The organism is Cyanobacterium sp. HL-69, assembly GCA_002813895.1.
Lineage (GTDB): Bacteria > Cyanobacteriota > Cyanobacteriia > Cyanobacteriales > Cyanobacteriaceae > Cyanobacterium.
Map to the genome: position 1 here is coordinate 1105980 of CP024912.1, position 13449 is coordinate 1119428.

The 13449-nt window shown below is 37.1% G+C and carries 7 protein-coding genes; 3 read left to right on the forward strand and 4 right to left on the reverse strand.

Annotated features, from left to right (window positions below; translation table 11 throughout):
- Positions 1 to 78: 78 nt before the first annotated feature.
- The 3 genes from AA637_RS05065 to AA637_RS05075 all read right to left on the reverse strand — a co-directional run bounded on the left by AA637_RS05065 (position 79) and on the right by AA637_RS05075 (position 3078).
- On the reverse strand, positions 79 to 1797 hold the full coding sequence (locus AA637_RS05065; protein ID WP_446684156.1) for an ABC transporter permease: 1719 nt from the start codon (positions 1795 to 1797) through the stop codon (positions 79 to 81).
- Positions 1798 to 2010: 213 nt separating this feature from the next.
- Positions 2011 to 2211 (reverse strand): hypothetical protein, encoded by a 201-nt coding sequence (locus AA637_RS05070; protein WP_069791811.1) that lies wholly within the window; start codon positions 2209 to 2211, stop codon positions 2011 to 2013.
- A gap of 303 nt (positions 2212 to 2514) precedes the next feature.
- Complete coding sequence (locus tag AA637_RS05075) at positions 2515 to 3078, reverse strand: hypothetical protein (RefSeq protein WP_069791810.1); 564 nt, start codon at positions 3076 to 3078, stop codon at positions 2515 to 2517.
- A 221-nt stretch (positions 3079 to 3299) separates the two neighbouring features.
- Here AA637_RS05075 and AA637_RS05080 point away from each other — a divergent pair.
- A protein-coding gene (locus tag AA637_RS05080) for an IS5 family transposase (protein WP_446684519.1) occupies positions 3300 to 4057 on the forward strand; the annotation gives its coding sequence in 2 pieces (ribosomal slippage) (positions 3300 to 3639 and positions 3639 to 4057; 759 coding nt in all).
- A 331-nt stretch (positions 4058 to 4388) separates the two neighbouring features.
- Here AA637_RS05080 and AA637_RS05085 read toward each other — a convergent pair.
- Positions 4389 to 5753: a hemolysin family protein gene (locus tag AA637_RS05085; protein ID WP_446684157.1), complete on the reverse strand. Its 1365-nt coding sequence runs from the start codon at positions 5751 to 5753 to the stop codon at positions 4389 to 4391.
- Positions 5754 to 6082: 329 nt separating this feature from the next.
- On the opposite strand from AA637_RS05085, the gene uvrA reads away from it, so the two are divergent.
- Positions 6083 to 8866 carry an excinuclease ABC subunit UvrA gene (uvrA, locus tag AA637_RS05090; protein ID WP_446684158.1) on the forward strand — a complete coding sequence of 928 codons (2784 nt, stop codon included), beginning with the start codon at positions 6083 to 6085 and terminating at the stop codon, positions 8864 to 8866.
- 110 nt (positions 8867 to 8976) lie between these two features.
- The gene (locus AA637_RS05095) at positions 8977 to 13446 is read left to right on the forward strand and encodes a PAS domain S-box protein (protein ID WP_446684159.1); all 4470 of its coding nucleotides are present in this window, start codon (positions 8977 to 8979) and stop codon (positions 13444 to 13446) included.
- Positions 13447 to 13449: the final 3 nt, after the last annotated feature.

Genomic DNA, 13449 nt, shown 5'->3' on the forward strand with positions numbered 1-13449 from the left:
ATTAGTTTTTGACCATAGTTGAAAAGTTTTAGATGAGCAATCATGAATTTATCAGTGAAGCTCATCTTTTTTGTACTATTAGTTATCCGTCATCATCAAACGCTTGGTTTCGGACATCCCCGCAAGAGCCAAGATTTTCGTCATTTTCAAGTTAAAACCAATAATGGTGACTATTTGAAGGCTTAGAGAAATGGCGATCGCACTTAAACTTTGAGCGGTATTAAGGGTAATAGGTAAAGGACTAAGGTTAGCCAAAATTCCTTGCAAAAGTAAAGGATTATCGAGATTTTGATTCGATACATTAAAAAGCAAAAGTCCAAATAATGGAGATATATTCAGCACCACCACTGTAAGACTTGTTATTAATCCTCTTTTTGCAGTTTTTAATGTCATTAGTAATTGGGCAACAGAAACATAGATTAGGATAGAAAAAGCTCCTAACATTAACCCAAATATCAACTCCATTACATTTCCATTGGATAAGAAAAACAAAGAGGGTATGATATACAGATTAACTAATAATAAGTTAAGGGCGATCGCCAATACAGCAGGACTTTTTTCACTAAAAGCCAAATCTCTCCATAAAACCCTATTTTCACGGGAATTTTCATGACGAAATCTTGCCCAATCTGTCAAACTCTGACGAGAAGGAGTCAACCCAGCAATCAACAACAAAAATAAAATCAAGTTCAAAACCTGTATAACCTGAATAGTTACCGGAAAATCCCTGTATCCATCCAAACTCTGTAAAGCAAAACCCAAATTAGTAACAATAAAACAAAAAGAAAGAGCATAACTCTGAGACTTCGTAATCACCGTTGCCAAAGGATTAGCAAAACGACGTTTCAAACCCTGATATAACCAAAAAGTCCATATTCCATAGTTCAATAAAATTAAAAATCCCCCAGAAAAACCATTTTCCCACCAACCTTGTCCATACCAACTTACATTAGTAAGAGCATCCGCCGATAAATATCCCAAAGTAGTTTGAGATAGAAAAGTAGAATCCACAAGGTAAGCCAAAAATGTACCAGGATAAAACAACAAAAACCAATCAAGAGAAGTTTCCGTATAAGCTGGAGCATTAGACTCCAAAGTAACTCCCATTACAGAAAATAAGAAAAAGAAAATGAAAATAGCACCTAAAGGCGCTTGAAAATTTCCCCATCCTTCCGTCACCAAACTAAAAACTAAACTAGCACCATAAAAAAATAAACAACTAGCTCCCAAAATCAGATAAAACATTATCATCAAAGGAAAACTAACATTAGCAGATAAACCCGACCAAATATGTAAAGGAACAGCTAGAATACCAAATAAATATAAAAGGATAGGTACACCCAAAATTTTCCCGAGAAAAATATCACTTGCTGACTGAGGACTAAGACGAATAAAATTAAAAGTACCCTTTCTCTCCTCCTTGGTTAAATCAGCAATTAACATATAACTGCCACCCAACAAAAGAATAAAAATACCCATAATACTCATGGTGACAAACATATCTAGCCACCATACTTCCTTAATAGTCTGGATATTGCCCAACATATCTGCAATGCACAGTTGAGATCCCCTAGAATAAGTATCATAACCTTCCCCTGTACAATAGCGGTTATAAACCCCTTCATGGAAAGGTAAAAGCCCTTCAAAATAAATAAATAATAATATCTGTCCCACAATAGACAAAGCAGACACAACCATTACATTACGTAACTGTAATCTGCCTTTTATTTCCCTAAATAACTGGGGATTAAACTCCCCAACACGGTTGATTAAGCGGGGGTACACTTGAGCAAACATATCAACTCATCTCCTCATTGATTGATTATCAACAAAATTGATTATTTTATCTGATGTTAGTCTAGCAGTCTCAGTGGCTAGTTTGTTGTTTGTTGTTAACTATTTGTTATCCGAAAACATGAAGAGATAACGATAACTTAAGTTTTAAAAAGAATATAAAAGGTTTTAACCCAAACCAAAAGTGTAAAAGAAAACGTCTATATAATTTCTTCTTTAGCTTAAAGTCACTGGTTGACTTAGATAAGTAATGCAGTTATTAGCAAGGAAATAAACCACTAACATAGCAGCAGCCGATAGTGCCACGAGACTACCCGCCAACATAAGAGAAAATTCCCGTTCGTTGAATGCTTGTTGCATCAAATGTAGTGACCATGCCACCAATGCAACGTCAAAAATGAGAATAGGTATTAACATTCCTTAATAATGTAATGTTTTATATATTCTAATACATTTTTTTGAGAAATATTAATTTTCGTTAAGTTTCTTAAGTATATTTTAACATTAGCCCGGAAGTTCATCCGAGCCGTTAATAACCGCAAAAGCCTTTATTCTATTGATTTAGAAGGGGATCAAATATTCCTCCCCGAAAGTGTGTCCTAGCTGCTGCTAGATACAAAAAGAGGAGATAAATTCTGTTTTATAAACTCCATCTATTTGCCATAAAGAAGGGTTGAATTTGATTCAACCCATTACACTCATTTCCTTAAACAAAAAAAATTAACGACGACGACCTTCAAAAGGAGTTTGTACAAAGCCGATTTCGTATAACTGTTGATAAGATTTTTGTCCTAACTCACTGGTGGGATTTTGAGAGCGGATAATCTGAATTAATAAAGGTACAGATAATTCAGGTTTATTTTGAGCTCGATGAACTAAAGCCAACTGATAAGTAGCTTCATCTCTCAAACTTGCAGTACGTAAAGCCCCAGATCTTTGGGAACTGGTAATATCATTATCAATACCAGAAAAGCTATCAGCTAATTGTACATAAAAATTAGATAACTGATTAAAAACTCTACGGGCTTGTTGTAAATTGGTTTCGGCAAGATCATAATTACCTTGATTAATAGCTTGTTCAGCTTCTCTCATCAACCTTTCTCCCCCCTCAAGACTCAAAAGAGTATTTGTCTGACTGATAGGAGCGATAATGTTATCTCCGCCCTCGGTTTCTGCCTCTAAATTATTCTGAGCAAAAACGGCATTAGAAGATGTCAACCAAAAGGCAGAACAAGCTAAGATAAAGAATTTACAAGCCTTTGTAGTTAAGGATTTTTTAGACATAAAGGTAACTATAAACTGAGTTTTAGATAATTTTACAAATAGAACTTAAATTGTAAAGTATCTTAGCACTTTCTTCTCCTTATGGTGCCTTCCCATCAGAATATCAAAGTGTTGAATTACCTAGCACAATTTATTAACCTAGGGCGTGTCATCAAATAGAAGAGAATAACAGATAAAATAAGGATGATAGTAATTGTGACAAAAGTGAGGATATGGTAGAGATGCGCAGGTATGGTTTGAGAGACGATCAATGGGAAAAAATTAAAGATTTATTACCGGGTCGATTTGGTACAGTGGGAGTCACCGCCAAAGATAATCGACTTTTTGTCGAAGCGGTATTGTACAGGTATCGAGCTGGTATTCCTTGGCGAGATTTACCTAGTCGATTTGGTGATTTTCGAGTGGTTCATACTCGTTTTAGTCGTTGGAATAAAAAAGGTGTCTGGGAAAAGGTTTTTCAAATTTTGGCAGGAGATAGTGACGATGAATATGCCATGATTGATTCAACCATAGTAAGAGCACACCAGCATAGTGCTGGTGCAAAAGGGGGGATAAAAACGAGGAAGCAATAGGTCGAAGTAAAGGAGGTTTAAGTACAAAAATTCATACTACGGTTGACGCATTAGGTAATCCTACAGGTTTTTTCCTCACCGGAGGACAAAAATGTGATTTGGACGGTGCAGATGTTTTACTAAAAGAAATAAAGGCAGATATTTTGTTAGGGGACAAAGGTTATGATGCGGATGAAAGAGTTCTGGAAAAGCTAAAGAAGCAGGATAAAATAGCGGTTATTCCACCAAAAAGAAATAGAAAAGAACAACGAGAATATGATAAGTATTTATATCAAGCAAGACATTTGATTGAGAACTTTTTTGCCCGATTAAAACAATATAGAGCCATAGCCACTAGGTATGATAAACGAAAAATAAATTTTCTTGGTGCTATTTATCTAGCCGCAGTCGTTATATGGCTTAATTGATGACACGCCCTAGGTTTTCTTGATGATTATTTGTCATGGAAGAGCAGAAGACTTTTGAATAAGTTTATTTGTATTAATATACTACTGAAAATCTCTGGGAATCAGCTCTATGTTTATTTTTGTTAATATCAAGTTCGCTTGATCGCTTATAAATCAGGAATATCAATATCTTAGTTCAATAAATTGAACTAACTACCATTAGCCGTGTAATTCATTACACGGTGGGGCAACTGCAAAGATACAATTCATTTATAACGAATTTTCCGAACTTGATATAACAAGGGGCTTAAGCCTCTTGCCTATTGCCCATTGCCCGTTGCCCATTCCCTATCTACTCCTTAATGGTAATTTTAATTTTATTAATCCGAGGGCCATCCATATCAGCAATGGTAAAAATAAGATTATCAAAACCATATATTTCCTCGATGGAAGGAATTTTTTGCCACTGATAAATTAAAAATCCCCCTAAAGTTGTATATTCTTCCGTGAGAGGTAAATTAAAATCGAGTAAATCATTCAATTCTTCAAGGTTGATTTGGGCTGAAACCAAGAAATTTTGCTCATCTATGACAGTTACTTCTGACTCTTCATTGGTGGTACTTTTTTCTTCATGGCCCAAAATTTCGTTGATTAAATTTTGCATAGACACTAATCCAGCGGTGCCTCCATATTCATCTACGATAATGACCATTTTTAACCGTGATTTTTGCATCACGTTGAGTAATTCACTCAGGGGAGTAAATTCTGATAAAAATTTGACGGGGCGAATTAAGTCTTTTATGGATTGTCCTAATTTACTTTCTGATAGCTTGGGATGTGGATTTTCTGCTGACTCTTCTCCATTTTTTCCCAAGAAAGAAACACAGTCTTTTAGGTTGATAATACCCCGAATGTCGTCTAAAGATTCTCCAATGACAGGATAACGGGAATGTCCTGTTTTGGCTACTTCTTCGATTAAATCTTGATAGGTAGAATCGAAGGATAAATAATCAATATTTACTCGGGGTGTCATGATTTCTAAGGCTTCCACATCCCCAAATTCAAACACATTACTGAGTAACTCCCTTTCGTCGGCTTCTAACCCTGATGACTCTCTTTCTGTGCGGATGATAAGTTGTAATTCTTCAGGGGTAACTTGTTTATACCATCCTTGCCCTGTATATTCTGCCCCAAATAAACGCAATATAAATTTGGTGGATTGGTTGAGAATATCGATAAAGGGTTTAAAGATGGTGCCGATTACTCGAATGGGGGGGGCAAGAAGTCGGGCTAAATTTTCGGCATAGAGAAGGGAAAATGATTTTGGGCATAATTCTCCTAATACTATTTGTAGATATACTAACAGCACGAAGGAAAGGGGAATAGATACAGAATGGATTAATATTTCGCTGACATTGGGGGGTAGGGGTAAAGCGATGATGACTGACTGTAAGATTTGTGCCATGGTACTTTCCCCAATCCAACCGAGGGCAAGACTAGAAAGGGTTATCCCTAGTTGGGTGGTAGAAAGAAGTCTGTCTAAACTTTTTTGTAAAGATTGGACAGTTTGGGAGGGTATATCTCCTTCTAATACTAGATGGTTAATGCGCGATCGCCTCACGGAAACTATGGCAAATTCCCCCGTAACAAAAAAAGCGTTAATGGCAATCAGGGAAAATATGGCGAGTAGTCTAAATCCTATGTCGGGCAAACTCATTTAGTAATGAATAGTAATTAATTTTATTAGTGTTATTTTCGGTTTCAACTCAAAGTTTTTTTTCTTGGAGTGCCTCTTGATGTGGGATACAAGTTAGGTTTGAGATACGGTATCATAGATACAAATCAACAATCAACCGTTAGGGGCTTGGATTTTCCTAAGTCCCTATACTCATGGTTATTCCACAGTAGAACTATTTTACCTGAAACCCACCCTATATTTTCCTCAAGGTAATTAGGTAATTAGTAGTAATTGGTTTCCCATTCAAAAAATTAGTTACACAGAAGACAAGGCAAATCCAAATTTTATTATCAATCATCTATTAACTAATGATTCGTATTCGTGGCGCAAGACAACATAACCTCAAAAATATCGATTTAGAACTACCCCGCAATCAGTTAATCGTCTTTACGGGGGTATCGGGTAGCGGAAAATCCTCCCTTGCTTTTGATACCATCTTTGCGGAGGGGCAAAGGCGTTATGTGGAGTCGTTGAGTGCCTATGCCCGACAATTTTTAGGGCAACTAGATAAACCCGATGTAGATAGCATTGAGGGGTTATCCCCTGCTATTTCTATTGATCAAAAATCCACCTCCCATAATCCTCGCTCAACGGTAGGCACGGTTACAGAAATTTACGACTATTTGCGATTACTTTATGGTAGGGCAGGAGAACCCCATTGTCCTATTTGTGGTCAATCCATCGCACCCCAAACCATCGATGAAATGTGCGATCGCATTTTAGCTTTACCTGAAAAAAGTAAACTACATTTACTTGCCCCTGTGGTACGAGGGAAAAAGGGTAACCACCATCAACTACTTTCTAGTTTAAGCTCTCAAGGATTTGTGAGGGTAAAAATAAACGGAGAAATCAGGGAATTAGGGGATAATATTGAGCTAAAATCCCAGAAAAAACATGATATAAGTGTACTGGTCGATCGCCTCGTGGTCAAGGGCAACATTCAAGAAAGGTTAGCCGACTCCCTAGCCACCTGTTTAAAAATTGCCGAAGGGGTAGCCATGGTGGAAATTGTGGGTAAAGAGGAAGAAACTATCATTTTCTCAGAAAATTTTGCTTGTCCAACCCATGGCGCAGTAATGGAGGAGTTATCACCCCGTTTATTCTCTTTCAATTCTCCCTATGGTGCCTGTGGACATTGTCATGGTTTGGGTAGTCTAAAGCAGTTTTCCCCTGATTTGATTGTACCAGATCCTGATGCCATGGTTCTAAGGGCGATCGCCCCTTGGGCAGACAAAGAAAACCCTTATTACACATCTCTCCTCGAATATGTCGCCACAGAATACGGCTTTAAACTAAGCGATAAATGGCATACCCTCACTGAAAAACAACAACATATCATCCTGCACGGAGACAAAGAAATTCAACAAATCCAGTACGGTTACTATCGGGGCGTAATTCCCATGCTCGAAAAAACCTATCAAGAAAGTAACTCCGAAGTAATTAAACAAAAACTCGAACAGTACATCGAACATCAAACCTGTGAAGTGTGCCACGGTAAAAGACTAAAGCCCGAGGCGCTCGCTGTTAAACTAGGACAATACAACATCCACGACTTAACCAGCGTCTCCATCGGAGAATGCCTAAATCGAGTAAATAACATCAACCTCACCCCCAAACAAGCCCAGATAGGAGAATTAGCCCTCAAAGAAATCAAAGCAAGACTAGAATTTTTACTAAATGTCGGCTTAGACTATCTTACCCTAGACCGTACCGCCATGACCCTTTCAGGGGGAGAAGCCCAACGCATTCGCCTTGCCACCCAAATCGGCTCAGGATTAACAGGGGTATTATACGTATTAGACGAGCCAAGTATCGGTTTACATCAACGAGATAACGATCGCCTCTTAGAAACCCTCAGAAAATTACGAGATCTCGACAATACTTTAATCATTGTAGAGCATGACGAAGACACAATCAAGAGTGCGGACTATATAGTTGACATTGGCCCCAAGGCAGGAGTCCACGGCGGGGAAATTGTCTATCAAGGGAACTACAAAAACTTCCTCAAATCAAAAGAATCCCTCACCAGCGCCTACCTATCAGGGAGAAAAAAAATTGACATCCCCGAAACCAGAAGGGAAGGAAACGGCAACTTTTTAACCCTCAAAAACTGTCACCGTAACAACCTCAGAAATATAGATGTCCAAATTCCTCTCGGAAAATTCGTCAGTATCACAGGGGTTTCAGGCTCAGGAAAATCCACCCTCATCAATGAATTACTCTATCCAGCCCTCAAACATCACCTCCAACGTAACACCCCCTTCCCCAAACAACTAGACAGCCTAGAAGGCATAGAAGCCGTTGATAAAGTCATTGTAATCGATCAATCCCCCATCGGACGCACTCCCCGCTCCAATCCCGCCACCTATACAGGGGTATTTGATGTAATTAGGGAAATGTTTGCCCAAACCACCGAAGCCAAGGCAAGGGGTTACAAAGCAGGGCGTTTTTCCTTCAATGTCAAAGGAGGCAGATGCGAAGCCTGTGGAGGGCAGGGGGTAAACGTCATCTCCATGAATTTTTTACCTGATGTATATGTACAGTGTGATATATGCAAAGGGGCAAGGTATAACAGGGAAACTTTGCAAGTGAAATATAAGGGTTATTCCATCGCCGATGTGTTAGATATGACGGTAGAAGAAGCCCTGAAGGTATTTGAAAATATCCCCCGTGCCGTAAATCGTTTACAAACCCTCGTGGATGTGGGTTTAACCTATGTCAAACTAGGACAATCAGCGCCTACTCTGTCGGGGGGAGAAGCCCAACGGGTAAAACTTGCCACAGAATTATCTCGCCGTGCCACGGGCAAAACGGTATATTTAATTGATGAACCTACCACGGGATTGTCTTTTTATGATGTTCACCATCTTCTAAATGTGTTGCAAAAATTAGCAGATAAGGGCAACTCCATCATCGTCATTGAGCATAATTTGGATGTGATAAGGTGCGCTGATTGGATTATTGATTTAGGTTTGGAAGGGGGAAACAAGGGCGGAGAATTAGTTGCCATCGGCACTCCTGAAGATATTGCCAAATCAAAAAAGTCTCATTTAGCTAAGTATCTGAAAAATATTACAAAATGCGAAAGATAAAATGAATAGTCAAAAAAAATTTCAAGGTACATTCTTCCCAAAAACACGCGAATAGAATGAAAGTACAAGTAAAATAGTTTAAGCAGGATTAAGATAAAATCGAAAAACTAATGAATGTCGAGGAATCAGGCCGCAATAAGAATTTGCAAAATATAGGGCAACACAATTTAGATCAGTTTTTTTCCTTGGCGTTAGATTTATTATGTGTAACGGATTTAGAGGGTTATTTTTTACAACTAAATCCTTCTTGGGAAGAAATCTTCGGCTACTCTATAGAAGAGTTACAGGGATGTAACTTTGCTGATTTTGTTCACCCCGATGATTTAGAAGGTAGTCTCGCTGTTTTTAGAAAACTTCAAAGCCAAGAATCTATTAACTATTTTGAAAATAGATGTCGTCATAAAAATGGCACATATATTTATCTGGAATGGAAAGCTCAAATCCATGGGGGCTTAATTTATGGTTTGGCAAGGGATGTTACAGAAAGAAAACAGAGAGAAGAAAAGGTACAAAGAGAAAAACAATTTTCTAACTCAGTTATTACCAATCTTCCTGATGGTTTTATGGTGTTATCTCCTGAAGGGAAAACTTTGGAAGTAAACCGTGCTTTTTGTGAGATGACGGGATTTAGTCGGGATGAGTTGATGGGTAAATATCCTCCTTTTGTTTATTGGAAGGATGAAGAGGTTAATTTTTATGAAAGTATTTTTTGTAATACTATTTCTAGCATAAATAATAAAAATATTGAAATAGATTTTAAACATAAAAATGGTCATTATTTTCCTGTTTTAGCTAGTAACTATACTATTAATGATAATGAAGGTAATGTTATATTTTTGTGCGCTACTATCAAGAATATAAGTCTTCTTAAAAAGACTGAATTTGATCTTAATTTAACTAAAGAATTTTTAGAACAAACTAGCCGTTTGGCAAGGGTTGGTGGTTGGGAAGTTAATTTAGAAGAAGATACTGTGCAATGGACTGATATGACGAAGATTATCCATGAATTGCCTTTAGATTTCCAACCTACTTTGGATGATGCTATTAATTTTTATCGAGAAGGGGAAAGTCGAAATACTGTCACAAAGGCGGTGGAGGGAGCTATTATGAATGGTACGTCTTCTTCCTTTGAGGTGCAGCTAGTAACGGCAACGGGGAAAGACATTTGGGTAAAGGCGATCATTGAATCGGATTTCCAAGATGGAAAATGTCGTCGTCTTTATGGTTCTTTTCAGGATATTGATGAAGATAAGAAAAATCAAATTGCTCTGGCAAAAAAAACAAAGGAATTTGATCAGTTAGTGTCTTTTATACCTATGGGTATTTTCAAATTGACACAAGATTTTAGATTTAGTTATGTTAGTTCTGTATGGAGTAATTTAAATGGTTTGAAAGCGGAGGATGTGTTGAAAAATCCTCAATTAGCCATTGATAAAATTCATCCTGATGATCGAGATTTATTCATGACTAAGAACTATGAAGCGGGGATTTGTCGCTCTCCTTTTGACCAAATAGTCCGATTTATTGGTGATGGTGAGGTGCGCTGGATGCAGATAAAATCTCAACCTCAACAGGATGAGCATGGAAACTGGTTTTGGTTTGGTACCCAAACTGATGTTACTGAAAATCAAATCGCCCAACAAGAGTTATTAACAACAAAACAACAGCTACAGAGTATTTTGGGTTCTCTTAATGAGGTGGTATGGTCAGTTACTTATCCTAAACAAGAAACACTATATGTTACTCCCTCTGTAGAGGAATTATATGGCATTTCTATGGAGGAATGGATTAAAGATAGTTCCCTTTGGCAAAGGGTAATTCATCCAGATGATCAATATCAAATTCCCATTATTCTGGAAAATTTGGAAACACAAGGGTATCATAATACCGAATTCCGAGTTGTTACCGCCACAGGGCAAGTTAAATGGGTTTCTAACAAGGTGAAGTATATTCGGGATGATGAAGGGGAAATTGTTAGAATAGATGGTATTACTGCGGATATTACTGAGAATCAATTGACAAAAATTGCTTTGGCAGAGAGTGAGAATCAGATCAAAAATCTCATTGCTAATCTTTCAGGAGTGGCTTATCAGTGTCTCAATGATAATAGTTATACAACTTTATTTATTAGCGATGAAATTAAACGATTAACGGGTTATCAACCTCAAGATTTTATAGATAACCGCATTAATTTGTATGACATAATCCATCCTAAATATAGAAAAAAAGTTTGCGAGAAGGTCAATAAAGCTGTCTTAAGCAAAACCAGTTACGAGGTAGAATATGCTATGGTAACTACTGATAATAGCGTAGTATGGGTTTCTGACAAGGGTAGGGGGGTTTATAATCAACGGGAAGAACTCCTTTATTTAGAGGGGGTTATATTTGATATTACTCGTCAAAAATTAACTAAAAATAAAATTCAAAAAGCTAATAAAAATTTACAACTAAAGGAAAAAATGCTCTCGGCTATTTCCTTGGCTACAAAGGAGTTGTTGGTTAACGATGATGTACAAAGTGCGATCGCCCTTACCCTTAAAATTCTATGCGATGCCCTTGGCACAGATCAAGCGTATTACTTTACCGTAGAAAAGGGAGAACATGAACCTATCTGTAATCATCAATATGAATATTATGCCGACGGAAGACCCATGGTCATAAAAAATCCCCAATTAATTAATATTCCCATCTCCATGTATCCCCTAGCAGGAGAAGTACTATTGGCTGGGAAACCCTTTCAAACATTCACCGATGACATAGAAGATAATTTAGTTTTTAAATCGTTAATAGAAGAACAGAATATAAAATCTTTTATCTATATCCCTATATTCTATCAAGGACAACTCGTCGGTATTATTGGGTTTGATGATTGTCAGAAAAGAAGAAAATGGACAGAAGGGGAAACTGCTTTGTTACAGAGTTTTGCCGATAGTATTGCCAGTGCGATGGAAAGAAAAAGTCTTGAAGAAAATTTGAACCTGGCAAAACAACAAGCGGAATTGGCAAATCGGGCAAAGTCAGAATTTTTAGCGAATATGAGCCATGAAATTCGTACTCCCCTAAATGGTGTCATTGGTTTTTCTGAATTGCTGTTAGAAACTAATCTCGATAATACTCAAAAAAAATATCTCAACCTAGTAAATCAATCTGGTAATATTCTGCTGGATTTGATTAATGACATTCTCGACTTTTCCAAAATAGAAGCAGGAAGACTAGAACTTTCCTATCATAAAACAGATCTTTGGAATCTTGCTTCCGAGGTAATTGATATAATTCGCCTCAAGGTAGCCAATAAAGATATTGAAATTCTATTAAATATTTCTCCAGATTTACCCCGTTTTGCTTGGTTAGATGAAATTAGAGTAAAACAAATTTTGATTAATCTCCTCGGAAATGCGGTTAAATTTACAGAAAAAGGAGAAATAGAACTAAAAATAACCATTGCCCAGAGTATTGAAATACCTTTTTCAGAAGTATTACAGCCTTTAGAAAATGATAATTTAGTTTTCAATCTACAGTTTTCTGTGAGAGATACTGGCACAGGAATTACCCCACAAAAGCAAGAGAATATCTTTCAAGCCTTTGCGCAAGAGGATAATTCCATAACTCGTAAATACGGAGGCACAGGGTTAGGTTTAACTATCTCTAATAAGTTATTGGCGTTGATGGGTAGTGAATTGCACTTAGAAAGTGAGCTTAATAAAGGTAGTTGTTTCTATTTTACTTTACAACTAAAAACTAATATGGGAGAGGAGATTGAGTATGAGGGTTTGGGTAGTATTAAACGTTTATTGATTGTGGATGATAATGTTAATAACTGCGATATTCTCAGGCAGATGCTATTACGTAAAAATATTGTTTGTGATGTTGTATATGATTGTGCTTCAGCTCAAAATATTTTAAATAAGAATCCAGATATTTATGAGGGGGCGATAATTGATTATAGTTTGCCTGATAGTAATGGTTTAGATTTAATTAGAATTATCCGTCAATCCTTTGACTCTAATCATTTACCCATTGTTTTATTACATAGTGTAGCCAATGATCGAGACATTAATTTAGCTTGTGAAGAGTTAAGTATTCAAAGTCAGCATAATAAACCCATTAGCATTGATAAGTTGTATTCTACTTTAGCTCATCTGAGAGTCACAAAGTCTGATTCTCTGGTACAAGACATAAGGGATGGTGTTGGCAATGAAAAAGAGTTGACTGTTGATAATGTTACGATTTTGATCGCTGAAGATAATCGAGTTAATTTAACTTTAACTAAAATTTTGGTAAAAAAGGCGATCGCCCACAGCACCATTGTCACCGCTAAAAATGGACAAGAAGCCGTAGAAAAATTTAAAAAGCATAACCCCGATTTAATCTTAATGGACATTCAAATGCCCATCATGAGTGGCTATGAAGCAACCACTGCCATCAGAGAAATAGAAACTCACCATACCCCTATTATCGCTCTCACTGCAGGAACAATCAAAGGAGAAAAAGAGCGTTGCCTACAGGCAGGAATGGATGATTATTTAAGTAAACCCATTGTACTAGAACAATTTAACCAAATTATCAGTCAATATTTGTAACTG